The 26,141-nt window shown below is 51.4% G+C and carries 33 protein-coding genes and 1 pseudogene; 22 read left to right on the top strand and 12 right to left on the bottom strand.

The window, feature by feature from the left end:
• Positions 1 to 11 precede the first annotated feature (11 nt).
• From mrdA to lipA, 8 genes are all read left to right on the top strand, one after another.
• Positions 12 to 1,913 (top strand): peptidoglycan DD-transpeptidase MrdA, encoded by a 1,902-nt coding sequence (gene mrdA / locus BM427_RS02390; protein ID WP_090118876.1) that lies wholly within the window; start codon positions 12 to 14, stop codon positions 1,911 to 1,913.
• A 2-nt stretch (positions 1,914 to 1,915) separates the two neighbouring features.
• A complete protein-coding gene (gene mrdB, locus BM427_RS02385; RefSeq protein ID WP_090118874.1) occupies positions 1,916 to 3,028 on the top strand; it encodes a peptidoglycan glycosyltransferase MrdB in 1,113 nt (370 codons plus the stop codon).
• Between the two features lie 10 nt (positions 3,029 to 3,038).
• Complete coding sequence (rlpA, locus tag BM427_RS02380) at positions 3,039 to 4,211, top strand: endolytic peptidoglycan transglycosylase RlpA (protein WP_090118872.1); 1,173 nt, start codon at positions 3,039 to 3,041, stop codon at positions 4,209 to 4,211.
• A gap of 138 nt (positions 4,212 to 4,349) precedes the next feature.
• Positions 4,350 to 5,561, top strand: a complete 1,212-nt coding sequence (dacA, locus tag BM427_RS02375) for a D-alanyl-D-alanine carboxypeptidase DacA (protein WP_090118870.1) — start codon at positions 4,350 to 4,352, stop codon at positions 5,559 to 5,561.
• Between the two features lie 104 nt (positions 5,562 to 5,665).
• Positions 5,666 to 5,929, top strand: a complete 264-nt coding sequence (gene ybeD / locus BM427_RS02370) for a DUF493 family protein YbeD (RefSeq protein WP_007373847.1) — start codon at positions 5,666 to 5,668, stop codon at positions 5,927 to 5,929.
• Between the two features lie 85 nt (positions 5,930 to 6,014).
• A complete protein-coding gene (gene lipB, locus BM427_RS02365) occupies positions 6,015 to 6,656 on the top strand; it encodes a lipoyl(octanoyl) transferase LipB (protein ID WP_090118868.1) in 642 nt (213 codons plus the stop codon).
• A 302-nt stretch (positions 6,657 to 6,958) separates the two neighbouring features.
• Positions 6,959 to 7,912: a YbeF family transcriptional regulator gene (locus tag BM427_RS02360; RefSeq protein ID WP_090118866.1), complete on the top strand. Its 954-nt coding sequence runs from the start codon at positions 6,959 to 6,961 to the stop codon at positions 7,910 to 7,912.
• A gap of 212 nt (positions 7,913 to 8,124) precedes the next feature.
• Positions 8,125 to 9,090, top strand: coding sequence for a lipoyl synthase (gene lipA / locus BM427_RS02355; protein WP_090118864.1), 966 nt, complete (start codon positions 8,125 to 8,127; stop codon positions 9,088 to 9,090).
• 67 nt (positions 9,091 to 9,157) lie between these two features.
• On the opposite strand, the gene tatE is transcribed toward lipA, so the two are convergent.
• Together tatE and BM427_RS02345 are read right to left on the bottom strand one after the other, a co-directional pair.
• Positions 9,158 to 9,355, bottom strand: a complete 198-nt coding sequence (gene tatE, locus BM427_RS02350) for a twin-arginine translocase subunit TatE (RefSeq protein WP_007373842.1) — start codon at positions 9,353 to 9,355, stop codon at positions 9,158 to 9,160.
• 127 nt (positions 9,356 to 9,482) lie between these two features.
• On the bottom strand, positions 9,483 to 10,271 hold the full coding sequence (locus BM427_RS02345; protein ID WP_090118862.1) for a deaminated glutathione amidase: 789 nt from the start codon (positions 10,269 to 10,271) through the stop codon (positions 9,483 to 9,485).
• Between the two features lie 89 nt (positions 10,272 to 10,360).
• Between BM427_RS02345 and crcB the strand changes: the two genes are divergently transcribed.
• Positions 10,361 to 10,744, top strand: a complete 384-nt coding sequence (crcB, locus tag BM427_RS02340; protein ID WP_090118860.1) for a fluoride efflux transporter CrcB — start codon at positions 10,361 to 10,363, stop codon at positions 10,742 to 10,744.
• A gap of 58 nt (positions 10,745 to 10,802) precedes the next feature.
• Here crcB and cspE read toward each other — a convergent pair whose 3' ends face one another.
• The 3 genes and pseudogenes from cspE to BM427_RS02325 all read right to left on the bottom strand — a co-directional run.
• Complete coding sequence (gene cspE / locus BM427_RS02335) at positions 10,803 to 11,012, bottom strand: transcription antiterminator/RNA stability regulator CspE (RefSeq protein ID WP_007373839.1); 210 nt, start codon at positions 11,010 to 11,012, stop codon at positions 10,803 to 10,805.
• A 205-nt stretch (positions 11,013 to 11,217) separates the two neighbouring features.
• Entirely contained in the window at positions 11,218 to 11,787 is a 570-nt protein-coding gene (gene pagP, locus BM427_RS02330; protein WP_090118858.1) for a lipid IV(A) palmitoyltransferase PagP, read from the bottom strand.
• A gap of 163 nt (positions 11,788 to 11,950) precedes the next feature.
• Positions 11,951 to 12,558 (bottom strand): annotated as a pseudogene (locus BM427_RS02325) (efflux RND transporter permease subunit); the annotation flags it as partial.
• Between BM427_RS02325 and BM427_RS02320 the strand changes: the two are divergent.
• The 4 genes from BM427_RS02320 to uspG all read left to right on the top strand — a co-directional run bounded on the left by BM427_RS02320 (position 12,517) and on the right by uspG (position 14,756).
• Entirely contained in the window at positions 12,517 to 12,708 is a 192-nt protein-coding gene (locus BM427_RS02320; protein WP_090118856.1) for a hypothetical protein, read from the top strand. The pseudogene BM427_RS02325 and the gene BM427_RS02320 overlap by 42 nt on opposite strands.
• 107 nt (positions 12,709 to 12,815) lie before the next feature.
• Positions 12,816 to 13,619, top strand: a complete 804-nt coding sequence (gene rna / locus BM427_RS02315) for a ribonuclease I (RefSeq protein WP_090118854.1) — start codon at positions 12,816 to 12,818, stop codon at positions 13,617 to 13,619.
• 151 nt (positions 13,620 to 13,770) lie between these two features.
• A complete protein-coding gene (gene rnk / locus BM427_RS02310) occupies positions 13,771 to 14,181 on the top strand; it encodes a nucleoside diphosphate kinase regulator (RefSeq protein WP_090118852.1) in 411 nt (136 codons plus the stop codon).
• Between the two features lie 146 nt (positions 14,182 to 14,327).
• The gene (gene uspG, locus BM427_RS02305; RefSeq protein ID WP_090118850.1) at positions 14,328 to 14,756 is read left to right on the top strand and encodes a universal stress protein UspG; all 429 of its coding nucleotides are present in this window, start codon (positions 14,328 to 14,330) and stop codon (positions 14,754 to 14,756) included.
• Between the two features lie 170 nt (positions 14,757 to 14,926).
• Here uspG and ahpF read toward each other — a convergent pair whose 3' ends face one another.
• A complete protein-coding gene (gene ahpF / locus BM427_RS02300; protein ID WP_090118848.1) occupies positions 14,927 to 16,492 on the bottom strand; it encodes an alkyl hydroperoxide reductase subunit F in 1,566 nt (521 codons plus the stop codon).
• A 244-nt stretch (positions 16,493 to 16,736) separates the two neighbouring features.
• The gene (gene ahpC, locus BM427_RS02295) at positions 16,737 to 17,300 is read right to left on the bottom strand and encodes an alkyl hydroperoxide reductase subunit C (RefSeq protein ID WP_090118846.1); all 564 of its coding nucleotides are present in this window, start codon (positions 17,298 to 17,300) and stop codon (positions 16,737 to 16,739) included.
• Between the two features lie 365 nt (positions 17,301 to 17,665).
• On the opposite strand from ahpC, the gene dsbG reads away from it, so the two are divergent.
• Positions 17,666 to 18,412 carry a thiol:disulfide interchange protein DsbG gene (gene dsbG / locus BM427_RS02290; protein WP_090118844.1) on the top strand — a complete coding sequence of 249 codons (747 nt, stop codon included), beginning with the start codon at positions 17,666 to 17,668 and terminating at the stop codon, positions 18,410 to 18,412.
• Between the two features lie 30 nt (positions 18,413 to 18,442).
• Here dsbG and BM427_RS02285 read toward each other — a convergent pair whose 3' ends face one another.
• Positions 18,443 to 19,603 (bottom strand): pyridoxal phosphate-dependent aminotransferase, encoded by a 1,161-nt coding sequence (locus BM427_RS02285; protein ID WP_090118842.1) that lies wholly within the window; start codon positions 19,601 to 19,603, stop codon positions 18,443 to 18,445.
• Between the two features lie 116 nt (positions 19,604 to 19,719).
• Between BM427_RS02285 and BM427_RS02280 the strand changes: the two genes are divergently transcribed.
• From BM427_RS02280 to BM427_RS02270, 3 genes are read left to right on the top strand one after another with little or no spacing between them, the layout of a single operon-like run.
• On the top strand, positions 19,720 to 20,334 hold the full coding sequence (locus BM427_RS02280) for a methylthioribulose 1-phosphate dehydratase (RefSeq protein WP_090118840.1): 615 nt from the start codon (positions 19,720 to 19,722) through the stop codon (positions 20,332 to 20,334).
• Positions 20,331 to 21,020, top strand: coding sequence for an acireductone synthase (gene mtnC / locus BM427_RS02275; protein WP_090118838.1), 690 nt, complete (start codon positions 20,331 to 20,333; stop codon positions 21,018 to 21,020). Before BM427_RS02280 ends, mtnC begins: the two co-directional genes overlap by 4 nt.
• Positions 21,017 to 21,559: a 1,2-dihydroxy-3-keto-5-methylthiopentene dioxygenase gene (locus BM427_RS02270; protein WP_090118836.1), complete on the top strand. Its 543-nt coding sequence runs from the start codon at positions 21,017 to 21,019 to the stop codon at positions 21,557 to 21,559. Before mtnC ends, BM427_RS02270 begins: the two co-directional genes overlap by 4 nt.
• Before the next feature lie 170 nt (positions 21,560 to 21,729).
• On the opposite strand, the gene BM427_RS02265 is transcribed toward BM427_RS02270, so the two are convergent.
• The 3 genes from BM427_RS02265 to BM427_RS02255 form a co-directional block, all read right to left on the bottom strand.
• The gene (locus BM427_RS02265) at positions 21,730 to 22,650 is read right to left on the bottom strand and encodes an AbiTii domain-containing protein (RefSeq protein ID WP_090118835.1); all 921 of its coding nucleotides are present in this window, start codon (positions 22,648 to 22,650) and stop codon (positions 21,730 to 21,732) included.
• A gap of 417 nt (positions 22,651 to 23,067) precedes the next feature.
• Complete coding sequence (locus BM427_RS02260; protein ID WP_090118833.1) at positions 23,068 to 23,247, bottom strand: hypothetical protein; 180 nt, start codon at positions 23,245 to 23,247, stop codon at positions 23,068 to 23,070.
• A gap of 108 nt (positions 23,248 to 23,355) precedes the next feature.
• Positions 23,356 to 23,535 (bottom strand): hypothetical protein, encoded by a 180-nt coding sequence (locus BM427_RS02255; RefSeq protein WP_090118831.1) that lies wholly within the window; start codon positions 23,533 to 23,535, stop codon positions 23,356 to 23,358.
• Between the two features lie 239 nt (positions 23,536 to 23,774).
• Here BM427_RS02255 and BM427_RS02250 point away from each other — a divergent pair, with 239 nt between their 5' ends.
• The 3 genes from BM427_RS02250 (at position 23,775) to BM427_RS02240 (ending at position 25,092) form a co-directional block, all read left to right on the top strand.
• Positions 23,775 to 24,092, top strand: coding sequence for a hypothetical protein (locus BM427_RS02250; protein WP_090118829.1), 318 nt, complete (start codon positions 23,775 to 23,777; stop codon positions 24,090 to 24,092).
• A gap of 205 nt (positions 24,093 to 24,297) precedes the next feature.
• Positions 24,298 to 24,567 (top strand): type II toxin-antitoxin system TacA family antitoxin, encoded by a 270-nt coding sequence (locus BM427_RS02245; protein ID WP_090118827.1) that lies wholly within the window; start codon positions 24,298 to 24,300, stop codon positions 24,565 to 24,567.
• 3 nt (positions 24,568 to 24,570) lie between these two features.
• Positions 24,571 to 25,092, top strand: a complete 522-nt coding sequence (locus BM427_RS02240; RefSeq protein WP_090118825.1) for a GNAT family N-acetyltransferase — start codon at positions 24,571 to 24,573, stop codon at positions 25,090 to 25,092.
• 33 nt (positions 25,093 to 25,125) lie between these two features.
• On the opposite strand, the gene BM427_RS02235 is transcribed toward BM427_RS02240, so the two are convergent.
• Positions 25,126 to 25,353 carry a helix-turn-helix domain-containing protein gene (locus BM427_RS02235; protein ID WP_090118824.1) on the bottom strand — a complete coding sequence of 76 codons (228 nt, stop codon included), beginning with the start codon at positions 25,351 to 25,353 and terminating at the stop codon, positions 25,126 to 25,128.
• A 107-nt stretch (positions 25,354 to 25,460) separates the two neighbouring features.
• On the opposite strand from BM427_RS02235, the gene BM427_RS02230 reads away from it, so the two are divergent.
• Both BM427_RS02230 and BM427_RS25910 read left to right on the top strand, forming a co-directional pair.
• On the top strand, positions 25,461 to 25,715 hold the full coding sequence (locus BM427_RS02230) for a helix-turn-helix domain-containing protein (RefSeq protein ID WP_090118822.1): 255 nt from the start codon (positions 25,461 to 25,463) through the stop codon (positions 25,713 to 25,715).
• Positions 25,715 to 25,906, top strand: a complete 192-nt coding sequence (locus tag BM427_RS25910; RefSeq protein ID WP_367888880.1) for a type II toxin -antitoxin system TacA 1-like antitoxin — start codon at positions 25,715 to 25,717, stop codon at positions 25,904 to 25,906. The genes BM427_RS02230 and BM427_RS25910 overlap by 1 nt, the downstream gene beginning before the upstream one ends.
• Positions 25,907 to 26,141: the final 235 nt, after the last annotated feature.

Below are 26,141 nucleotides of genomic sequence, written 5' to 3'. Positions count from 1 at the left end.
TTAAGCAGCGGATGAAATTACAGAATTCTTTTCGCGACTATACGGCTGAGTCCGCGCTGTTTGTACGCCGGGCAGTGGTCGCCTTTACGGGGATTTTGCTGCTTACCGGCGTGCTGATCGCTAACCTTTATAACCTGCAAATCGTCCGTTTTGCGGACTACCAGACCCGTTCTAACGAAAACCGCATCAAGTTGGTTCCCATCGCGCCAAGCCGTGGCATTATTTACGATCGCAACGGCACGCCGCTGGCGCTTAATCGCACCATTTACCAGATCGAAATGATGCCGGAGAAGGTCGATAACGTGCAGCAAACGCTGGATGCCCTGCGTGACGTGGTGGATCTGACCGATGAGGATATTGCCAACTTCAAAAAAGAACGCTCACGTTCGCACCGCTTCACGTCAATTCCGGTGAAAACCAACCTGACCGAAGTTCAGGTGGCGCGTTTTGCCGTTAACCAGTACCGCTTTCCCGGCGTGGAAGTAAAAGGCTACAAACGCCGCTACTATCCTTACGGCTCCGCGCTGACTCATGTTATCGGCTACGTTTCGAAAATTAACGATAAAGACGTCGAGCGGCTGGATAAAGAGGGCAAACTGGCCAACTATGCCGCCACTCACGATATCGGTAAGCTAGGCATTGAGCGCTATTACGAAGATGTTCTGCACGGCCAGACCGGTTATGAAGAGGTTGAAGTTAACAACCGTGGCCGCGTGATCCGCCAGCTTAAAGAAGTGCCGCCGCAGGCCGGGCACGATATCTACCTGACGCTGGATTTAAAATTGCAGCAGTACATCGAGACGCTGCTTGCCGGCAGTCGTGCGGCGGTGGTAGTCACCGATCCGCGCAATGGTAGCATTCTCGCACTGGTATCGATGCCGAGTTACGATCCCAACCTGTTTGTCGATGGTATCTCCAGCAAAGATTATTCGTCGCTCCTTAATGACCCGAACACACCCTTGATCAACCGCGCCACTCAGGGGGTTTACCCTCCAGCATCAACGGTGAAACCATACGTGGCGGTTTCCGCGCTCAGCGCTGGCGTAATCACCCGCAATAGCAGCCTGTTTGACCCCGGCTGGTGGCAGTTGCCGGGTTCTGACAAACGCTACCGCGACTGGAAAAAATGGGGGCACGGCCATTTGAATGTCACCAAAGCGCTGGAAGAATCAGCCGATACCTTCTTCTATCAGGTCGCTTATGACATGGGCATCGATCGCCTGTCAGAGTGGATGGGTAAATTTGGTTACGGCCACTATACCGGCGTCGATCTGTCGGAAGAGCGCTCCGGTAACATGCCGACGCGCGAGTGGAAACTGAAACGCTTTAAGAAGCCGTGGTATCAGGGTGATACCATCCCAGTGGGAATTGGTCAGGGCTACTGGACGGCAACGCCATTGCAGATGAATAAGGCGATGATGATCCTGATTAACGACGGTATCGTCAAAGTGCCGCACCTGCTGATGAGCACAGTGGAAAATGGTCAACAGGTGCCGTGGAAACAGCCTGTTGAACCCCCGGTCGGCGATATTCACTCCGGCTTCTGGGAGATCGCCAAAGACGGCATGTACGGCATGGCGAACCGCTCGAATGGGACCGGCCACAAATACTTTGCCGATGCGCCGTATAAGATCGCAGCAAAATCCGGTACTGCTCAGGTCTTTGGCCTGAAAGCGAATGAAACCTATAACGCGCACCGGATCGCTGAGCGCTTGCGTGACCATAAACTGATGACTGCGTTTGCGCCGTATGACAATCCGCAGGTCGCCGTCGCGGTGATTCTGGAAAACGGTGGTGCAGGACCGGCTGTCGGGACCATTATGCGCCAGATCCTCGACCACATTATGCTTGGCGATAACAATACCGATTTACCGGCGGAAAACCCCTCAACGGCAGCGACGGAGGACCAATAATCATGACGGATAATCCGAACAAAAAATCGTTCTGGGACAAAATCCATATCGATCCCACGATGTTGCTTATCATCCTCGCACTGCTGTTTTATAGCGCGATCGTGATCTGGAGCGCCAGCGGCCAGGATATAGGCATGATGGAACGTAAAATCGGCCAGATCGCTATGGGGCTGATTATCATGATAGTGTTGGCGCAGGTACCGCCACGCGTCTATGAAGGCTGGGCGCCCTATCTCTACATTTTCTGCATTATCCTGCTGGTAGCGGTGGATGCCTTTGGCGCGATATCAAAAGGCGCGCAACGGTGGCTCGATCTCGGCGTTGTCCGTTTTCAGCCTTCCGAAATCGCTAAAATCGCCGTGCCGCTGATGGTGGCGCGCTTTATTAACCGCGACGTTTGCCCGCCTTCGCTGAAAAATACCGCTATTGCGCTGGCGCTAATCTTTCTGCCAACGCTGCTGGTGGCAGCGCAGCCGGATCTGGGTACCGCGATTCTGGTGGTACTCTCGGGGCTATTTGTCCTGTTCCTTGCTGGTCTGAGCTGGCGGTTGATTGCTATTGCTGCGGTACTGGTTGCGGCATTTATTCCGGTGATGTGGTTCTTCCTGATGCATGATTATCAGCGCCAGCGTGTGATGATGTTGCTCGATCCGGAAACCGATCCGCTCGGCGCAGGCTACCATATTATTCAGTCAAAAATTGCTATCGGTTCCGGCGGTCTGAGCGGCAAAGGTTGGCTGCACGGTACACAGTCGCAGCTGGAGTTCCTGCCCGAACGCCACACCGACTTTATCTTCGCCGTGCTGGCGGAAGAGCTTGGGCTGATCGGGATTCTGATTTTGCTGGCGCTGTATGTGCTGCTGATTATGCGCGGGTTATGGATTGCCGCGCGGGCACAAACCACCTTTGGTCGTGTCATGGCAGGTGGTTTGATGTTGATTTTATTCGTTTATGTGTTCGTAAATATTGGTATGGTGAGTGGCATACTGCCGGTGGTCGGCGTACCGTTGCCACTGATCAGTTATGGTGGTTCCGCCCTGATCGTACTCATGGCCGGGTTTGGTATCGTTATGTCGATCCATACTCACAGGAAAATGTTGTCTAAGAACGTTTAAGAGGTGCGCAATGCGTAAGCAATGGCTGGGGATCTGCATAGCAGCAGGGTTACTGGCAGCATGTTCAAGTGATGATGGGCAGCAGCAGACGACCGTAGCGCCTCAACCAACGGTGTGTACTGGTCCTGTTGTTGAGATCAGCGGAGCGGAGCCTCATTACGAGGCACCGAACGCCACGGCAAATCAGGATTATGAGCGCGACGGCAAGAGCTACAAAATCGTTAAGGATCCTTCCCGTTTCAGCCAGGCCGGTTTTGCCGCCATTTATGATGCTGAGCCGGGCAGCAATCTGACCGCTTCCGGCGAAACATTCGATCCAACGCAACTGACGGCAGCCCATCCGACGTTGCCGATCCCAAGCTACGCACGTATCACTAACCTGGCAAACGGCCGTATGATTGTTGTTCGCATCAACGATCGTGGACCGTATGGCAACGACCGTGTGATCTCTTTATCGCGCGCGGCAGCGGATCGCCTGAACACGTCGAATAACACCAAAGTGCGTATCGACCCTATTATCGTCGCTCAGGATGGTTCACTCTCCGGGCCGGGCATGGACTGTACTAAAGTCGCGCAGCAAACCTATGTGCTGCCCGCGCGTCCCGATCTCGGCGACAGTTCGGGCAGTGTCTCTTCCGCACCGCAGCCTGTACAGCCGCAGGGCAACGTTCAGGCCATCAGTAACGATACGCTAAAAAGCAGCGATGCCGCTGGTGCGCCGGTAAGTAGTGGCGGCTTCCTCGGCGCACCGACACCGCTCCCCAGCGGCGTGCTGGAAGGCAGTGAAACAGCGCAACCAACCGCAGCGGCGACCACGACGCCAGTCGCGCAGACCACCACGCCGGTAACGCAAACCGTGATGCCAGCAACCCGCACCTCGCCGGTTACTGCGCCGGACTCTGTCCAGGGGCATGTGCAAAATTCTGTCACCCCCAGCAGCGCAACAGCCGCCGCCAGCAGTGGCTATATGGTGCAGGTCGGTGCCGTCAGCGATCAGACTCGCGCGCAGCAGTATCAGCAGCGCCTGGCGCAGCAGTTCTCTGTACCGGGCCGCGTGACGCAAAACGGTGCGGTATGGCGTGTTCAGCTTGGGCCATTCAGCACCAAAGCAGACGCCAGTGCACTGCAGCAACGGCTGCAGAATGAAGCGCAGTTACAGTCTTTTATCACTGGCGCGCAGTAACTGGGTAAGGTGTCTGACTTTGTCAGCTTATGTAAGCAGTATTAACAAAGTCATGCTTAAAGTCAGATGCCTGCCGATATAGCTTTTGCTATAGTAAGGCACTTTTTTTAACTCCATCACGGATGTCGTTGTTCGACCATGAAGACCACTTTTTCCGTTCGTTTTGTGCAGCGCCTGGCGCTCACCACCGCGCTGACTGCAGCGTCTCTTACCGTTGCCCATGCTGATGATCTGAATATCAAAACCATGATCCCAGGCGTTCCGCAGATTGACGCGGAATCTTATATCCTGATCGATTACAACTCCGGTAAAGTGCTGGCGGAACAGAACGCCGACGCGCGCCGCGATCCGGCGAGCCTGACCAAAATGATGACCAGCTATGTCATCGGCCAGGCGATGAAAGCAGGCAAGTTTAAAGACAGCGATTTGGTGACTATCGGTAAGGATGCATGGGCGACCGGTAACCCCGTATTCCGTGGATCTTCGCTGATGTTCCTGAAACCAGGCATGCAGGTGCCGGTTTCTCAATTAATTCGCGGTATCAACCTGCAATCCGGCAACGACGCCTGTGTAGCGATGGCCGATTATGTTGCGGGTAGCCAGGATGCTTTCGTCGGTCTGATGAACAGCTACGTGAATGCGCTCGGTTTAAAGAACAGCCACTTCCAGACAGTTCACGGCCTGGACGCTGATGGCCAATATAGCTCCGCACGCGATATGGCGCTGATTGGCCAGGCATTAATCCGCGACGTACCGAACGAATACTCCATCTATAAAGAAAAAGACTTTACCTTTAACGGCATCCGCCAGGCCAACCGTAATGGTCTGCTGTGGGATAACAGCCTGAACGTGGACGGTATCAAAACCGGTCATACCGAAAAAGCGGGTTATAACCTGGTGGCTTCGGCAACGGAAGGTCAGATGCGCCTGATCTCTGCCGTCATGGGTGGTCGTACCTTTAAAGGCCGCGAAACCGAAAGCAAAAAACTACTGACCTGGGGCTTCCGCTTCTTTGAAACCGTCAATCCACTGAAAGCGGGCAAAGAGTTCGCTTCTGAGCCAGCCTGGTTTGGCAACAGCGATCGCGCATCGTTGGGCGTCGATAAAGACGTTTACCTGACCATTCCACGCGGCCGCATGAAAGATCTGAAAGCCAGCTATGTGCTGAACACCAGCGAACTGCATGCGCCACTGCAGAAAAATCAGGTTGTTGGTTCCATTAACTTCCAGTTAGATGGCAAAACCATTGAGCAACGCCCACTGGTGGTGTTGCAGGAGATTCCAGAAGGCAATTTCTTTGGCAAAGTCATTGATTACATTAAATTGATGTTCCATCACTGGTTTGGTTAAAAATTGAACACTTGAAAGTGTGATTTCCGTCCCCATATACTTAGCATCTCAGAAAAACTCCTGCCCATCCGGCAGGAGTTATTATTTTTTACGCCGGAGCTGACATGAAAACCAATCTCAAAGAACTGCTTGAATTCCCGACACCCTTTACTTACAAAGTGATGGGTCTGGCGAAGCCAGAGCTGGTTGATCTGGTGGTTGAAGTGGTGCAGCGCCACGCGCCTGGTGATTACTCTCCGCAGGTAAAACCGAGCAGTAAAGGCAATTACCACTCGGTATCCATCACCATCACCGCCACCCATATTGAACAAGTTGAAACGTTGTACGAAGAACTCGGCAACATTGAAATTGTGCGTATGGTTCTGTAATAGTCTGGCGTTACCCGGAAACATTCGGGTAACGTCTTCGCTGTGATATACTCCCTTCACTCTTTTCTCCGTCGGAGATGCCGTTTTGTCTCAGGACACTATTCTTATCCGCAATCTGGGCCTGCAACCTTACGAGCCAGTGTCCCAACAAATGCATGACTTCACTGATACCCGCGACGATACAGCGCCTGATGAACTCTGGCTGGTAGAGCACTACCCGGTGTTTACTCAAGGCCAGGCCGGTAAAGCTGAACACGTTCTGGCACCTGGCGATATTCCGGTTATCCAGAGCGATCGCGGCGGTCAGGTGACCTATCACGGCCCAGGCCAACAAGTGATGTACGTGCTGATCAACCTAAAACGCCGCAAAATTGGCGTGCGTGAGCTTGTTACGTTGCTGGAAAATACGGTGATCAACACGCTAGCGACGCAGGGTATCAATGCGCAAGCACGTGCTGACGCACCGGGCGTGTATGTGCAGGGGAAGAAGATCTGTTCGCTGGGTTTGCGTATCCGTAAAGGCTGCTCATTTCACGGGCTGGCATTAAATATCGACATGGATCTGGCGCCGTTTATGCGCATCAATCCCTGTGGCTATGCCGGGATGGAAATGACGCAGGTCAGCCAACTGACGGAAAATACTGGCATGGAGAACATAAGGCCAATTCTTGTTCAGCAATTTTTAGCGTTACTAAACAATCCACCACATCAATATATGGATGCTTAATATATCATGTATTTTGACCCGCATTTCGTGCGGGTCATTATTTAACTGGCATGTTAGCGCTTTACAACAGACGCCTTCTTCTCTATTTTCAACCTACCTGCCTTGTCTGGCAAATATGCATTACGGTGCTATTCCGGGCTTCATATGCGTGCTTCAGGCCTGCAATTTCGAGCGCAATGTTCGCATCATGATGAAAAAACTACGTAATGATGATGCATGACAGGATGTTAACTCAAATTAATAATCAACTAAAAAACCAATTCAACTATCATTCATGTTGCGAATGATTATGGAGCACAAGCATGGATAATAATAACCCACCGGAAAAGCGAATAACCGTTCGCCCTGAAGATGCTAAGCCGCAAATCTTCCGGACACTGCGCAATATTGATCTCAACTTACTGACAATTTTTGAAGCTGTATATGTTCATAAAGGGATCGTCAACGCGGCAAAAGTACTTAACCTCACGCCTTCTGCTATTAGCCAATCGATTCAAAAGCTGCGCTTAATATTTCCAGATCCGCTTTTTATTCGTAAAGGCCAGGGCGTTACGCCGACCGCCTATGCCTTGCATTTGCATGAATACATCAGCCAGGGACTGGAGTCGATTCTTGGTGCATTGGATCTTACCGGTAGCTACGACAAACAACGTACCATTACGATTGGCACGCCGCCGTCGATCGGCGCCTTAGTTATTCCGATTATCTTTCAGGCTATTAAGGAGCACGCTCCGCACCTGATGATGCGTAATATTCCGATAAACGACGCAGAAAACCAGCTTAGCCAGTTTCAGACTGATTTGATTATTGATACGAATATTGCCAGTTCGCGCACGCTCAATCATCACGTGTTGTATAGCGACCGGATGATGCTGGTGTGTCGCAAAGGACATCCTTGTCTGAATGAGCCGATCAACGAAGCGGTTTTGCAAAAGTATGAGCACACACTGCTGATGCTGGAAGGGCAAAAACTGAGCGGGCTGCGTCAGCGTGTACAGGATCTTTTTCCGGAACGTCAGGTGAGTTTTAGCAGTTACAATGTGTTTACTATTGCAGCCCTGATCGGCAACAGCGATCTGCTCGGCCTGATGCCGACACGTTTGTTCAAACTTTTCTGTGGTTGCTGGCCACTGGTCGAAATCGATTTTCCGCCGCTTAGCAGCGAACGGGTCGATATATCCTTGTATTACAATAAATTGAGTTTGCGCGATCCGGTACTGGAGAATGTCATTAATGTTATCCGACAGGCTTTTTAACGCCCGTTCTCCCCTGGTGAAAGTGCCTAACGATTGCTGGGCGTTTGGCACAAAACAACAACTATTTTACAAATTGCCCCCGCTGTCAGGCTGCTTTCTACTCGCTGATAATGGTATACTGCGCGCACGTTAATTCAAAAATAGTTGATAAATACAACATTCCCTTGAATTGAAATACTTACTTCGTTATCCGCAACTGGAACACGCACGCTATGAGTAAACCCATTGTGATGGAACGCGGTGTTAAGTACCGCGATGCCGATAAAATGGCTCTTATCCCGGTTAAAAATGTGGCAATCGAGCGCGAAGCTCTGCTGAGAAAACCGGAATGGATGAAAATCAAACTCCCGGCAGATTCTTCCCGTATCCAGGGGATCAAAGCAGCCATGCGTAAAAATGGGCTGCACTCGGTGTGTGAAGAAGCATCCTGCCCGAACCTTGCTGAGTGTTTCAACCACGGAACGGCCACCTTTATGATCCTTGGTGCCATCTGTACACGCCGTTGTCCGTTCTGTGATGTGGCGCACGGCCGTCCGGTGGCACCTGACGCTAACGAACCACAAAAACTGGCGCAGACAATTGCCGATATGGCACTGCGTTATGTGGTGATCACTTCCGTTGACCGTGACGATCTGCGTGACGGCGGTGCACAGCATTTCGCGGACTGCATCACCGCAATCCGTGAAAAAAGTCCATCCATCAAAATTGAGACACTGGTTCCGGACTTCCGTGGCCGTATGGATCGCGCGCTGGATATCCTCACCGCAACGCCGCCAGACGTGTTTAACCATAACCTGGAGAATGTGCCGCGTATCTATCGCCAGGTACGTCCAGGTGCCGATTACAACTGGTCACTGAAACTACTGGAGCGTTTTAAAGAAGCGCATCCGGAGATCCCAACTAAATCCGGTTTGATGGTAGGGCTTGGCGAAACGAATGCTGAAATTATCGATGTGATGCGCGATCTGCGTCGCCACGGTGTAACGATGCTGACGCTGGGGCAGTATTTACAGCCTAGCCGCCATCACCTGCCGGTTCAGCGCTATGTCAGCCCGGATGAGTTTGATGAGATGAAAGAAGAAGCGCTGGCAATGGGCTTTACCCATGCGGCGTGCGGCCCGTTCGTTCGCTCTTCCTATCACGCGGACTTGCAGGCTAAAGGTATTGAAGTGAAGTAACACCTGCTTACACTCCAGACAAAAAAACCGGCCTCAACGCCGGTTTTTTTTCGCCTGTCGGGGCGGTTCACTCTTTGTGAGTGAGTTTTTCTGCTGTCACTTCATCAGCGTCTTTCTTCGCAGCATCGTCATCATTCATGGCTTTTTTGAAGCCTTTGATGGCTGCGCCCAGATCGCCGCCCAGCGTACGCAACTTCTTGGTCCCAAACAGCAGAACAACCAGCGCGGCCACGACCAGCAGCTTGGTAATACTAATTTCACCCATAGATACCTTCTTTCGTAAAACAGGCTGTATAAAACGTCATTATAACCTGACTTCATTAACGATCATTTGACGCGCGCACACAATAGCAATCTGTAACGAGATGAATCAAGTTTTGTTTAAAAAAACATCACAGCAGTTGCGGCGGCGCAAAGCGTCGATTCTGTAAAACGGGAAGTTTCTCTCGCGTTTGTGTTACGCGGTCTGCCGTAACATCAGCATAAATCAGTTGTGGCGCTTCTGCTGCCGCAGCAAGGGTTACACCTTGCGGATCGACAACCCGACTCTGACCGATATTCTTGTTGCCACACTCTCCGGCGGCCACCACGTAACACGTGGTATCCAGCGCCCGGGCAGACAGCAATGTTGCCCAGTGCTGCTCCTTTAGCGGCCCTCGCACCCATGCGGCAGGCAGAACCAGCAGTTGCGCACCCGCAAGCGCCAGTGTCAAAGCCAGCTCCGGAAAACGCAAATCATAACAGGTCATCAACCCGACCTGCATTCCGCCAACCTCAATCAGCGGTGGCAGAATGCTTCCCGCATCCACCCGCGCTGACTCCTGCATATTAAACGCGTCATAGAGGTGGAGCTTTGCATACTCTGCGATGACCTCTCCCCGGCATAACGCCACCAGCGTATTGACAGCCCGCCCTTCCGCAGAGGGAACATGCACCGTCAGTACGGTGGTCATGCTATTCCGGCGGCTCTCTTCAAGAAGCAGGCGCAGAAAGCCACCATCGAGCCTCTGCGCCGATTTTACCGAAAGAAAAGGGTCAGTATCATCCCGGGCCAGTAACGCCTCTGGCAACACCAGTAGCGACGCCTGTTGTTGTGCCGCTTGCGCCATCAGCTCGACGCAAGTTAATGCATTGGTTTTCCAGTCTGGTGTAACAGCAAACTGCCCGGCTGCAACAATCATCGTTTTCCCCTCCGCTGTGCCGCCATAGCCAGAAAGTCGTTACGGCGCTAAACTCAATACTTTAACAAATCAAATAGCAGGATTTCTCAGTGTTACAACTTCTTTTTGCTGTATTTGTCGGTGGAGGTACAGGCAGCGTTGCGCGCTGGATGCTCAGTATGAAGCTAAACCCGACGCATCAGATAATCCCCCTTGGCACCTTAACCGCCAACCTGGTGGGTGCATTTATTATTGGCATGGGGCTGGCGTGGTTCAACCGAATGACGCATATCGATCCGGTGTGGAAAGTGCTGCTTACCACCGGCTTCTGTGGCGGGCTGACGACATTTTCCACCTTTTCGGCTGAAGTGGTGTTTTTGTTGCAGGAAGGTCGGGTCAGTTGGGCGTTGTTGAACGTAGCAGTTAACTTGCTGGGATCGTTTGCAATGACTGCGCTGGCTTTCTGGCTCTTTTCCGCCGTTAATGCTAACTGAAGGCATAAAAAAACCCGCTTTATCAGCGGGTTTTGGAACTCTTGCTTACGTAGCTGAATTAAACAGGCATTACGTTCGCAGCAGAAGGGCCTTTGGCACCGTTAGTGATTTCAAACTCAACGCGCTGACCTTCAGCCAGAGTTTTGAAACCATTGCTCTGGATTGCAGAGAAGTGTACAAACACATCTTTGCTGCCATCTTCCGGAGTAATGAAACCGAATCCTTTGGATTCATTAAACCACTTAACGTTACCTTTAATCTTAGACATCAAAATTACCTTTACATGAAAAACGACACAAATGCTGTGTCGGGTATCAGTACATCAATTGTGGCGACCTTTGTCCAGTCGTTATTCGCTAAAAAGTGATAAATGTCGCTAAGTTTTGTTCTTTGACGCTTTATTCCGCATTTTTTGTCCTGTTTAAGAACTGTGCAGCGTATCGTTCATTGGCACATTGGCACATTGGCAAAAATCAAAACTGAAAGCGCATCCACGCGAAGTAAACGTTTCCGTTATTGTAGGTTCCTGGGATGTAGGTCATCTGGAACGTAACCGGACCATAGCCCATTGAGGCCAGCGGTAACAGCACCGGAATCGGAATGTAATTCCAGTTATCACGCGCCGTTACGCCTACGGTGTAACCGAGTCCAAGATGGAAATTATCATCCGCCAGTGGTCGCCAGGTTTTCTCCCAACCGTAGCCGCCAATCGGTTCCCATTTATTAAACGAGTCTTTAAAGGCCATCAGGTACAAGCCGTGCCAGTTGCCTTTTTCATCCCAGCGATCCTGACCGAATCCGGCACCCCACGGGCGTTCGTTATAACGGTCAGTTTTTACTTTGTCATAGGCAAAACGCGCATGCCAGGTAATGGCCGGAACATAGAGATCGTAATGATCTGGCGCTTGCCAGGTTTGCTTTACGTCGTCGGTAAAATCGGAGAACCAGGACTGCTGAGCTGCGTGCGTCAGGGAAACCACCGAAAACTGGCAAAATATAGCGAAAAGCGTAAAAATTTTATTTTTAACAGACACCGTATGCATTCCATTTTACGTATTGATGTATAGTCTGTAACAGACTATCTGAATAAACGCTTAACGAAATCAGATTAATTCTGAAAATATAACGAAAACTCCTTATTCCGCTACTAACTTACATGTTAAATACAATATGTTACGCCGCAACAATATTGTGGCGTATTTTTTATTAGCGTCGACGGTGTAACAAGTAATAAACCATCGGAATGAGAAACATCGAAAGTAATGGCGCAGTGACCATGCCACCGATCATCGGTGCAGCGATGCGGCGCATCACCTCAGATCCACAGCAACTGCCACACATGATGGGCAACAATCCCGCCATAATGGTCGCGACAGTCATCACCTTTGACCGCATGCACAACACGGCCCCTCATAAATTGCCCGTAGCAGCATCTTATTTCCTTCCTGCGGATCGCATTGACGATTTTTATCCAGCGAGTGGTTAAGAAGAGCACCATAATAACGCCGAACTCCGCTGCGATACGGGCCAGCGCAATAAATCCAACGGCACCGGCAACGGACAAGTTATATCCCAGCAGCCATAATAACCAGACGCCGCCAATCAATGAGAAAGACAATATCCCCATTATTAACAGGGTATCGGTGACACATTTAAAGATAATAAACAGCAAGACCAAAGATAATCATTACTGTTACCGACAAACCGAACTTCAGCGTCGCCGTCGCACGCTCCAGGTATCCAAACTGTCCGAACCCCGACAGCGTCAGACCATGCGGCAACTTAACCCGCTGAGCCACCCGCTGCTGCATCTCTCGGGTTTCCGTCGTGGTGATTGTGGTCGCAGGAATGGCGAATATTCGCCGTTTGAAGTGGTAAAATGCGCGTCAGTTCAGCTAATCGTTGGCCTGATTGTGGTGATTATTGTTACTGAATTTCGGGTTCCGCAAGCTGCGATTTATTAACCAACAATAAACAATCAACACCTCTTATGAAAAAGCGCCTGACCGGCGCTTTTTTTATGCTTTAATAACTCATAGTAATTATCCGGACTCATGCATCAGGAAATGAAATGATTAAAAAGGGACTCTCCATCGGCCTGTGCGTTGCTGCTATCCAGCTCTCTACTGCACACTCTGCGCCGCTCCAGCCCAAACAATATGGTGATTTTGATCGCTATGTGCTGGCACTGTCATGGCAAACAGGGTTTTGCCAGAGTCTGCATGACAGCGGGCGAAGCGAGCCCGATGAATGCCGTCCGCGAAAAGAACCCGCTAATAAAGCGGATTACCTGACGGTACACGGTCTGTGGCCTGCTCTTCCGAAATCCATCGCCATGCGCGGTGTTGACGATCATCGCTGGATGCGTTACGGCTGCGCCACCCGTCCGGTTCCTAATCTTCCAGAAGCCAAAACCAGCCAGAAATGCGCCGCAGCGGAAACCGGTTTATCGTTGGAAGTGGCGAATAAATTGAATGCCGTCATGCCCGGCGCAGGTAGCAATACCTGCCTTGAACGCTATGAATATGCTAAACACGGCGTCTGTTTCGGATTCGATCCGGATGACTATTTCGGTACGATGGTGCGCCTGAATACCGAAATCAAAGCCAGCCCGCTCGGCATTTTTCTCGCAGAAAATTACGGAAAAACCGTCACCCGCGATGCATTCAATGCGGCCGTCGCCAAAGCATACGGCGAACAAAGCGTGAAAGCGGTGAAGCTGACCTGTAGCGGCAATCCAGCATGGCTGACGGGAATACAAATAGCCATCAAAGCCGATGCTATCAATGCCCCGTTGGTTAACGGTTCCCTTTTACCGCAACCGCACCCCGGTAACTGCGGGAACAGTTTTATAATTGATAAAGCAGGTTACTGAGCCAACAACCGGAACATTCATAATTCCGGCAAATGTGCGCCAAATCACTTCACAGTGAGCCGTGCGCTCAGTATCATCCGTTGTAGACAAACCCTCGCTGCCCGTCGGCGAGGGTTTTTCTTTGGATCAATCAAACGACATGGAGTAACTGATGTCCAGACCTGCCATTATGATTAATGAGCTAGACGCCGAGCGTCTTGACCGGTTGTTGGAGCAACCTGATTATGCCAGCCTGCCGGTCGCTGATGCGTTGAATGATGAGCTGGATCGCGCTCAGATGTGTGCGCCGGAAGCGATGCCGACCAACGTGGTAACAATGAACAGCACGGTGAGATTCCGCGAGCTGAAAAGTGGTGAAGAGAGAGTGCGCACGCTGGTGTATCCGGCGCAGATGACCGACAGCGCCACACAGCTTTCCGTGCTGGCTCCGGTTGGCGCTGCGCTGCTCGGTTTACGGGTGGGTGACAGCATTCACTGGCAGTTGCCAGGTGGCACCACCACCGATCTTGAAGTGCTTGAGCTGCTTTATCAGCCCGAAGCGTCAGGCGATTTCCGGCTTTAATTCCCGCTGCTTTTTCCGCAGAGGATGCGCCCGCATCCTCTTTCCGTTCTTGCCATCATATTCCTCATATTTGCCATATACGCAGCAAAAAATTCACGCCATTTATGCTTCAATCAGCACAACATAACCCACAGGGAGAAGCGTTTATGTATCAGACCATTATTATGCCCGTTGATGTTTTCGAAATGGAGCTAAGCGACAAAGCGGTACGCCACGCTGAGTTCCTCGCCCAGCGCGAGGGCGTTATTCATCTTCTGCATGTATTACCCTCTTCCGCCAGCATGAGCCTTCACCGTTTTGCTGCCGATTTGCGCCGTTTTGAAGAGCATTTGCAGCAGGAAGCGCAAAACCGCCTCGACACCATGAAGACCCACTTTTCCATTGAGTCGTCACGCGTCCGCACCCATGTGCGTTTTGGTAACGTGCGCGATGTGGTCAATGAGCTGGCCGAGGAGTTGCTCGCGGATATGGTGGTTATCGCCTCGCGCAATCCGTCCATTACCACTCACCTGCTCGGCTCCAATGCCGCCAACATCGTACGCCACGCGCATATTCCGGTGCTGGTGGTACGGTAAAGATTGCTTGATCGGCAGGAAGTGCTGGCCTTCTGCGGCCTGCCTATTTTGCAGGCCCGGTAAGCAAACAGCCAGGCAGGCTCAGGCACGAACCGTCTTCCGGCGAAAAAAAGAAGCTACCCGAAGGTAGCTTCTTTCATTTGCAGGTTTTGCTTACTTTCTTATTTTGCTTATGCAGACTTAGTGCGAATCAGGTAATCAAACGAACTCAGTGACGCTTTGGCACCTTCACCGGTCGCAATGATAATCTGTTTGTACGGCACCGTTGTGCAGTCGCCTGCCGCAAACACACCTTTCACGCTGGTTTCGCATTTGGCGTCGATAATGATTTCACCCATACGGTTGCGCTCAATCGCGCCTTCCAGCCAGGTCGTATTCGGCAGCAAACCAATCTGCACAAAAATCCCGGCCAGCGCGACCTGATGTACGTCGCCGCTGATGCGATCACGATACTCAAGACCGGTCACTTTACTGCCGTCGCCTTTCACTTCGGTGGTCTGCGCGTTCAGAATGATGTCGACGTTTTTCAGGCTGCGCACTTTATCTTGCAATACCTGGTCGGCTTTCATCTCCGGGGCAAATTCCAGCAGCGTCACGTGCTCAACAATCCCCGCCAGGTCGATAGCCGCTTCCACACCAGAGTTACCGCCGCCGATCACCGCCACACGTTTGCCTTTAAACAACGGGCCATCGCAGTGCGGGCAGTAGGTCACACCTTTAGTACGATACTGATCTTCACCCGGAACGTTCATGTTGCGCCATTTCGCGCCGGTGGCAATGATGATGCTGCGGGCTTTCAGCACCGCACCGGAAACGGTTTCAATCTTATGCAGGCCGCCTTCAACTGCCGCAGGGGTCAGTTTTTTGGCGCTCTGGCTGTCAATCACATCCACGTCATAATCCGCTACGTGCGCTTTCAGTGCGCCCGCCAGTTTCTGGCCTTCGGTTTTCGGTACCGAGATGTAGTTTTCGATATCCACGGTATCCAGCACCTGGCCACCGAAACGTTCCCCCATCAGACCGGTACGAATGCCTTTACGCGCAGAATAGACTGCCGCAGCCGCGCCCGCCGGGCCAGAACCGACGATCAATACATCGTAAGCGTCGCGTTTGTTCAGCTCTTCCGCTGCTCTTTTTTCCGCGCCGGTATCGATCTTGGCGACAATTTCCGTCAGCGTCATACGGCCCTGACCGAACTCTTTACCATTCACGAACACCGCCGGAACGCCCATCACGTTGCGATCGGTGATTTCGTTCTGGAACGTACCGCCGTCAATTGCCGTATGTTTGATGCGCGGGTTCAGCACGGCCATCAAGTTCAGCGCCTGCACCACATCCGGGCAGTTATGACAGGAGAGCGAATAATAGGTTTCAAATTCAAAATCACCGTCGAGATCGCGGATCTGCTCCAGCAGCGCCTGTGCCTCTTTCGACGGATGCCCACCGGTCCACAGCAGCGCCAGCACCAGTGAGGTAAATTCGTGGCCCAGCGGTGACCCGGCAAAACGCGGGCCGCTGGTTGAGCCTGGGTTGGTGATCAGAAATGACGGTTTACGCACCGCCAGGCTGTTGTCTTCTTTAAAAGAAACTTTGTCAGACAGTTCAGCGATTTCGCCCAGCAGGGCTTTGATTTCTGCCGATTTCGCGCTGTCATCCAGCGTAGCAATCAACTCAACAGGTTTAGTCAGTTTCTCAAGGTAGGCCTTGAGCTGGGTTTTCATTGTGGCGTCGAGCATTTTTGGTCCCTCGCTTAAAACATCATCATGCAAGCCGCGTTGTTCATGGCTGCATCAATGCAACTTGCATCATGGTGCTGAATAAAACGGGCACCCAAAAGCACCCGTTTGCGGAATAATCTTCCCAGTATTTCGCGTCAGAGCAAGGCGGCTAGCCTGAGAGTCCCCGGGAGCTTACACCAGTAAGTGACCGGGGTGAGCAGGTGACGCCAACACCGCTATGACGTGAAAGACGCCGAGAAATTTAGATCTTGCCGACCAGGTCTAAGGAAGGAGCCAGAGTCGCTTCGCCCTCTTTCCATTTCGCCGGGCAAACTTCACCTGGGTGAGAAGCAACATACTGAGCTGCTTTGATTTTACGCAGCAGATCAGACGCGTCACGGCCGATGCCTTCAGCGGTTACTTCGATGGCCTGGATGATGCCCTGCGGGTCAACAACGAAAGTGGCACGGTCAGCCAGGCCTTCGTTTTCACGCATGTTTTCGAAGTTACGGGTCAGGGCGCCAGTCGGGTCGCCGATCATCGCGTATTTGATTTTCGCGATAGTTTCAGAGCTGCTGTGCCACGCTTTGTGGGTAAAGTGGGTATCGGTAGAAACAGAGTAAACGTCTACGCCCAGTTTCTGCAGCTCTTCGTAGTGGTCAGCCACGTCACCCAGTTCAGTCGGGCATACGAAAGTGAAGTCAGCCGGGTAGAAGAAGAAGACGCTCCAGCGGCCTTCAGTATTTTTCTCGGTTACTTCAATGAACTCACCGTTTTTGAACGCCTGGTTTTTGAAAGGTTTGATCTTGGTGTTAATTAAGGACATCTATACTTCCTCCGTGTTTTCGTTGGGGTGTAAGTTAACGAACTTTGTTTGATAGGGCCAATGTGTTTGCTTTATCAAATCAATAAGCGTTAGCTAACAGACCTTAACGAGCAACCATGTGAACGACTGATCTGCCGAAAGTAAAAAGGCCACCGCGACGGGTGGCCTCGATACCTGAAATACCCGTGGGTGCTTCAGCGCCAGCAAGCTGGCTATGCGTTGCGCTCATAACCTAAAGGCCATCAAGCCATTCGATTAGAACACTGCTGGCGGCTGACGACAACGTTTCATTTCGCGATCCTGCCGATGATTGTGATAGGTTTCCCCTAAGTCGAATATTAACCATTTAATTAGTAAGGATTTTTATGCTTAAGCGCCTGTTAATGCTGGCTTTGCTACCCCTGACACTGCATGCCGAGGAGCTACCCGCTCCGGTAAAGGCCATACAAAAACAAGGAATCACCATCATCAAATCCTTTGATGCGCCAGGCGGTATGAAGGGCTATCTCGGTAAATACCAGGAGATGGGCGTCACCATTTACGTCACGCCGGATGGGAAGCACGCCATCTCTGGCTATATGTACGATGAGGCGGGTACCAACCTCAGTGAGAAGTTAATCACCAAGGAGATCTACGCCCCGGCGGGCCGCGCGCTGTGGCAGCAGATGGAAAAAGCCGACTGGATCCTCGATGGCAAAAAAGAAGCGCCGCGTGTGGTGTATATTTTCGCCGATCCCTACTGCCCGTACTGCAAACAGTTCTGGCAGCAGGCGCGACCGTGGGTGGAATCCGGCAAAGTGCAGTTGCGCACCTTACTGGTTGGCGTGATCAAACCGGAAAGCCCGGCGGCGGCTGCAGCCATCATGAGCGCGAAAGATCCGGCGAAAAGCTGGCACGATTATGAGCAGTCCAACGGCAAGATGGCGCTGACGCTACCGAAATCCGTGCCGCCGGAAATGATGAAAAAGCTCAATATCAACCAGAAGCTCATGGACGATCTCGGCGCGAACGCCACGCCAGCGATTTACTATATGAACGAAGATAACGTGTTGCAGCAGGAAGTCGGCTTGCCGGACGCGGAAAAACTGAAAACCATTATGGGCGATAAATAACGGCGACGCAGACCGCGCCGCCGGAGTGTATTACAGCTTACACAGGCGCTCTGCCGCTGCCAGCAGCGTCGATTCCTGTTTTGCGAAGCACAGGCGAATCAGCTTATGCGGGAAGGGATCGGCGCAGAACACCGACAGCGGGATCGCTGCCACGCCCACTTCTTTGGTCAGCCATTGGCAGAAACTTACGTCATCCAGATCAGAAACCGCGCTGTAATCCGCCAGCAGGAAGTAAGTGCCCTCACACGGTAAAATCTCCAGCTTGCTGTTGCTGAGCGCATTCACCAGCACATCACGACGCGCGCGGTAAAATTCCGGCAACTGGCGATAATGTTCCGGCTCGGCGCGCAGCATATCCGCCAGCGCCAATTGCGCCGGGGTGTTGACCGAGAAAGTCAGATATTGATGCACCTTACGCAGCTCGGCGCTGATGGCGGCAGGCGCGACACAGTAACCCACTTTCCAGCCAGTCATATGGTAGGTCTTACCGAACGACGATACCGCCACCGCGCGCTCACGCAGTTGCGGATGTGCCAGCACGCTGGCATGCCCCTGTTCGGCAAAACAGATGTGCTCGTACACTTCATCGCTCAGCACATAGATTTCACGATCGGCAATCGCCTGCCACAGGGCGGCAAAATCCGCTTTGCGCCACACCGTTGCCGACGGGTTGTGCGGCGTATTCAGAATCACCAGCCGCGTACGATCGCTAAGTTGCGCGACAAACTGCTGCCAGTCGACACGAAAGTGCGGCGGCTGCAAGGCAATGCGTTTCAGCACACCACCAGATAGCTCCACCGCAGGCGCGTAACTGTCATAGCTCGGATCAAAACAGATCACTTCATCGCCCTGACGCACCAGCGCAGTGATCGCCGCGTACAGCGCTTCTGTCGCCCCGGCGGTCACGGTAATATCCGTGTTCACATCCGGTTTATGGCCGTACAGTTCCGCCGTTTTATCGGCAATGGCTTCGCGCAGCGCCTGCACACCGGTCATTGGCGCATACTGATTCGCCCCCTGCGCCACATGAAACGCCAGACGCTCCTGCAAATAGCGCGGGCCATCGAAATCCGGGAAGCCCTGCGACAAATTAATGGCGTTGTGCTGCTGCGCCAGCGCGCTCATTTGCGTGAAGATAGTGGTGCCTAAGGCGGGGAGTTTACTTTGCGGAATCAATGCGTTATTGCTCATCGTTATGTGCCTGCTTGTAATACGCGTGTTGCTGCCACTATAACACGATGTTAGTATTTGGCAATCAAGACGCTTAGACGTCTATACGATAACAATATTCCTTATAAGGAAGGGTTATGACAGACAACCTGCAACTCGAACAACTCGTCGCCGCTTGCCACTGGATCGGTGCAAAAGGCTGGGCACCCGCCACCGGCGGTAATATGTCCGTTCGCCAGGATGCCGACTGGTGCTGGCTGAGTGAATCTGGCAAAGACAAAGGCAGCCTGACGACAGCGGATTTTTTGCAGGTCTCCATTGCTGACAACCACGCGCCCTCCGGTCGCAAACCCTCAGCGGAAACCGGCCTGCACACTTTGATTTATCGTCTCTACCCGCAAGCTAACGCCGTGTTGCATGTACACACAGTGAACGCCACGGTGCTCTCGCGGGTGGAGAAATCCCCTGCCCTGCTGCTGAACGGCTTTGAAATGCAAAAATCCCTCAGCGGCCAAACCACGCACCTCGACACTGTGCCGGTAGCGATTTTCGATAACGATCAGGACATCGACGCGCTGGCCGCACGCATTGCCGACTACGCGCAGACGAACTCACTGCGCTATGGTTTTCTGCTGCGCGGCCACGGGCTAACCTGCTGGGGGCGCGATGTCGCCGAAGCTCGTCGCCATCTGGAAGGACTGGAATTTTTATTTGAATGCGAAATGCAGCGTCGCCTGCTGGAGAAACCATGATCCGCGCCATCGTTACCGATATTGAAGGCACCACCAGTGACATCCGCTTTGTGCACAACGTCCTGTTCCCTTACGCCCGCGAACGCCTGGCGGCGTTTGTCACGGCAGAGCAGTACAAAGAGCCGGTCAGCACCATACTCAATAATCTGCGTGAAGAAGTGGCGCAGCCGGGGGCAAGCACTGCCGAACTGATTGAGGTGCTGTTTGCTTTTATGGATGAAGATCGCAAATCGACGGCGCTGAAGGCATTGCAGGGGATCATCTGGCGCGACGGCTATGTAAATGCTGATTTCAAAGGCCATCTCTACCCGGACGTACTGCCTGCTCTGGAAAAATGGAAAGCGCAGGGCATTGATCTGTATGTATATTCCTCTGGCTCAGTGGCAGCGCAAAAACTGTTATTTGGCTATAGCGACGAAGGTGATATTACTTCTCTGTTCAGCGGGTATTTCGACACGCTGGTCGGCGCGAAACGGGACGTGCAGTCGTACCGCAATATTGCGACGCAGATCGGGCTACCACCCGCTTCCATTCTGTTCCTCTCCGATATTCATCAGGAGCTGGACGCCGCCGAAGCAGCAGGTTTTCGCACCACACAACTGATTCGCGGCGATGATGACGCAGCCAGCCATCATCACCAGGTTCACTCTTTCAGCAACATTAAGCCGGAGCAGATCCCTTCATGAGCGCACTGACGATTTATACAGACAAAGATGCCAGCACGCCGGTGTGGCACAGCACAGAGGCCAGTGAAATTCAGCAGCAGCTAAACGCGAAAGGTGTGCGTTTTGAGCGCTGGCAGGCCGACCGCAATCTGGGCGCGAACCCGACGCCAGACACGGTGATCACCGCTTACCAGCACGCCATCGACCAACTGGTGGCCGAAAAAGGCTATCAGAGTTGGGATGTGATCAGCCTGCGCGCCGACAACCCGCAAAAAGAGGCGATGCGCGCCAAATTCCTCAACGAACACACCCACGGTGAAGATGAAGTCCGCTTCTTCGTTGAAGGCGCGGGCCTGTTCTGTCTGCACATCGGCAGCGAGATCTACCAGGTGCTGTGCGAGAAGAACGACCTGATTTCCGTACCCGCCGGCACCCCGCACTGGTTTGATATGGGATCGGAGCCGAACTTTACGGCGATCCGGATTTTCGATAATCCCGAAGGCTGGATCGCGCAGTTTACCGGGAGTGATATAGCGGCAGGATATCCGAAGTTGGATTAACTTGTATTAGCTCAGACTTGAGCTGGCATTGTCATAGCACAGAGCTTAACCGAATCTGACAGGCAGCTCTGTGCCAGAGGCGGACTTTTACTGGCTGTTGCCAATGTTTCACTTTTCACTACGAGGGAACACTATTATCTTCGTTAGGGCCACGGAATGAGGCCCATGATTTACTCCAAGCCGTAGTATTTCAGTGCAGCTTCAGTGAGAACTTTAGTTGCAACTGCCATTCCGACCTTCCAGGTTCCATCGGCAGCTTTTCTTATATTTGATGCAATCCAATTTTTTGCGCCTTTTCCAAAAGGTTCTTCAGAACTTGATGGTGCTTCAGACGCTACAATCCGTGCGAACTCACTGGCATCCTGTTCAGGAATGCCGGATTTTTTCAGGTAGTTTATGACCGATTCTTTATTATGTGATTGGATATTTACGTTAATAGTTGATTCACTGCCACCGGATATAGCATTACCAACATTCCCATAAATTATTTGTTGTGTTATTTGCTGTGCTTTTGACGCATTATTTTTATCCATGTTCTGAGTACCAAAAGTGATGTGCGCTGCCGCGGGAATTGACTTTTCAAGCTCAATTGTTAATTCAAGAACTCTATTACGAACGGCTTGTGAAATTTCTGATAATGACACGGATGAAATACTGCCAGTGATATCATTGCATGCATAGCCATTATAAATATTTCCTTGTAAAGCAAGAATTAGATTTGATGCGTTAATCTCAAGAGTCCCACCGTTTGCGCTACCTTTAACTAGTTCGCCAACGGCAGCAATGCTTTCCCTGACGGAAAAGCTATTCCAACTATCATCCGCATATTTTTTTATTAATATTGGAGGGATGGGTGCATTTTTTATCCCTGAACCAAAGGGGCCGAAAAATGTGCCCCTATACGTTACGCCTACAATTCTGTATTCGGGAAGCACGGCATCCGGCGGATAGCCTTCTGATTCATGCTTTACCCACTCTTCTAAATCGTTACTTCCTAATCTTGCTGCTAGGAGTCGGAGTTTAAGCAGTATAGGACCCAAGCTGGAGCCATCTTGCACCACAGATTCTTGGATCTGGTGTAACAGGGACATTGCTCATCTCCGTATTAAAGCCTGTGAAGACAGTTTATATGCACAAGCATAGACTTCAATGAATTAATTGCATTCAGCATTTTTATTGATGGGGGTGAGTATATCTGTTAGCGTTGATATGCCCTAATTGCCCTGCGGTCGGATGCGAGTTTACGGGTGGTTTACCGAAGCGCCGCAAACAACGAAAAAAACCGGGGCGTCTAGCTTTAAGTTCCAACTTTATGTCCGCTCTTCGCTCGTAGCAGACCTTTAGTCCCCTGATCTCCTCCCTGAAAACAGGGACAGTCAAAACTGAAGTATTCGGACTTTCTTCCATCTCACCGGGAGGCACATCGCCATGAAAAAGACCCATTATACCGAAGAGCAGATTGCATTCTGTTCGAGTCAACACTCAGTTCAAGTCTGAGCTAATACAATTTACAGGGTACTTAATTCAATACCACGCCGATCCAACTCCCTGCGCAACAGCCGCTTAATCCACCCGGCTTTATTATCATCGCCGTCTTCTTTCATTGCGATAGCCAATCTTTCGGACAGATCAGCATCCAGACGGAGTTGTACAACGAGCCTTTCTTTTTGGTTGTCTTTGGTTGACATTAATTCTCATTCCTACAGATATTTCGTGCCAAGACTGAGTGCGCACTCTTTCCTAAATTCAAAAAACGGCTCAATTAAATTGATAATCAAAGAGCCATATTTTTTATATCAATCCTTCAACTCAATCCCTTTCGCCTGCAACTCTTTCCTGATTATCCGCTTGATCCAGGCAGAAAGCGTTGCATCTCCATCGGCTTTCAATGCCTGCTGCATGGCTTCTTCCAGCGCAGGTTCGACCCGCAGTGCGATCTGTTTGTTGCCCTTTTTTTTGAATGATACGGTTGACATGTGTCAGACACCATTTTAGAGTAGCGATGTGAGCAAGTGTATGACACTTGTCTTACAAAAACAACGAAGCCCACAGATGCTACCAACACCTGCGGGCCTCTAACCACATCATTACTGGAGGTAATGTATGGCTATTGCCAATGGTACCACGTACGGATATTTAACGCCCAACCCCTTCTCTGTTAACGCTTTTGTTTGCCTTCACGCTGTTCGTCTCTCCGCTTCGCAGGAGGTGCGCAATGCTGCCTGACGCCGATATCCTCTCCTCTGAACTGCGCGATATTTTCCGGAAACTGGATCTTTCTCAACTCAGCGCGGAAGAAACTTTTCAACTGGCAAATGGCTGTGAAGAGCATATCGCCGGGCTTTGCCACGGTCTGCACTTTCTGGGCAAAACCTTTGTCTCATTTGCCGACAGCGACGTGCTGGAGTTTTCTCGCGAAAGTCTGTGCCAGTTAGGCCACGGGCTAAAATCCACCGCCACCCTGCTCCCGGCGTTGATGGAACTTCATCAAATCACTGAACGGAAAATTATCGCAGAGGATTATCTGCGCTAACCCGACAGGGCTCCCACGGCGTGTAGTCAACGTTTTTGGGAGCCTGCCCGGTTTTTCGTTTCATATCCCTTGCGACAGATACCCGGTTTAGGTTGCAATTCGCGCTGTCTGATCTTATCGTTATGTACGGATATTATCCGTACATAAGTTAATAAAGATTATTGGCTGGTCTGTATAAATTCAGGCCACCGGGGAGAAAACCGCTATGCCCGCACTGAAAAAACAGCGCATAGATCTGCGACTAACGGATGAGGATAAGAAAATGATCGAAGAAGCGGCGGCAATGACCAATCAGACGGTCACACAGTTTCTGGTTAACAGCGCTTCTGAACGCGCCGCGGAAGTGATTGAACAGCACCGTCGCCTGATTCTCAGCGAGGAATCATGGAACCGGGTTATGGATGCTATCGAAAACCCACCCGCACCGAATAACAAGCTTAAACGTGCCGCAAAACGTCTGCAAAACATGGAGTGAACCGTGGACAACCTGACCATCGAGATGTTCTCAGGAGAGACAGCGTATGAAACAGGAGGTTTTGATTGTGGTGAGGTATCGCTCAACGCTTTTTTAACCCACCATCTCAAACGCCAGCACGATGGCAAAATTTTACGTGCCTGGCTCCTCGTAACGAAAACGCCCAGGCCGCGCATTTTAGGCTATTACACCTTGTCTGGCGGCAGTTTCGAAAAAGAACGACTGCCCACGAAAACGCAGCAAAAAAAGGTGCCCTATTGCAACGTCCCCTGCGTCATATCAGGTCGGCTCGCTATTGATAAGTCACTCCAGGGAAACGGCTGGGGAGAAATCCTGGTGGCACACGCCATGAAGGTGGTTTTCAATACCTCACTTACCATCGGTATACATGGGTTATTTGTCGAAGCACTCACTGGCAAAGCCAAAAAATTCTATGAAAAGCTCGGCTTTATTCCGTTAACCGATGGCAACCCGCATTCGCTGTTCTATCCAACAAAATCTATTGAACGCCTGTTCGAAGAGTAAGCTATCTCCAGCGGCGGTGGGTAACGCCGTTCGTTAACGTATCCCCTGCAATATATCCCCCGGCTCCAGCCCCACCAGTCTCGCCAAATGCACAAACTCCACCACATCTAATCTTCTTTCACCACTCTCGATTTTGGCGATAAAAGATTGTGGGCGACCCAGCGCTTCGGCAAGTTGTACCTGAGTGATGCCACGTTCTTTACGAGCTTTTTTGAGCGCTGTGATCACGCGCTGATACTCTTCTGAATAGACGGATGCCATACGATCGATTCCATGATAAATATCCCGAAATCGAATATCTCCCCGTTGCCTTTTTATCCCAAAACAGGATAATTGAACGCATAATAACGACGTGTAAGGAGAACACAATGGAAAGTCATAACTGGCATCATGCAGACATCATTGCCGCGCTGAAAAAACGTGGAACCAGTCTGGCCGCACTGTCCCGAGAAGCAGGGCTGGCATCATCAACACTGGCAAATGCTTTACAGCGCCCCTGGCCGAAGGGCGAATCAATTATTGCGAAAGCACTTGAACTGGAACCTGAAACTATCTGGCCAGAACGCTACAGAGATAAGAAAGGGAACAAGATCGAACGACGTTTTCACAAGTCTTTCCGCTAATGATGAACAATAAAAAAACATCAGACGATTTTCTCATTCGCCCTCTCCCCAATGTGGAGAGGGATAAATGCACTCAGCTTATCCTGAATGAAGATTCATGGAATCGAGTAATAAACGCACTGGCAAACTCACCCGAACCCAATGCAAAACTCAAACTCGCGGCCAGGCGCCTGCAACGTCTGGAATTCTGAGTCAATGGTAAGCTGATCGTTTCAAAGTTCATTATTTTACCCTCCCTACTTGCAATCACCCCCTCTACCAGCTTAAGAGAGGCGAAGTGTCTGGTGATCAATGGGGCTAGTCTACACACCATGCTCTTCTGCCCACCGCACCAGCGTCAGCGAGATGAGTTCCGGGCCATTGTTCATTCGCAGTTTCAGTGGATAGCCCCGGTTTGCAGGGATGCTTACAAGTTGACTGGTCTGT

Source organism: Kosakonia arachidis (assembly GCF_900116535.1).
In the GTDB taxonomy this organism is placed as follows: Bacteria; Pseudomonadota; Gammaproteobacteria; order Enterobacterales; family Enterobacteriaceae; genus Kosakonia; species Kosakonia arachidis.
This window is presented reverse-complemented; position numbering and strand designations above follow the sequence as displayed.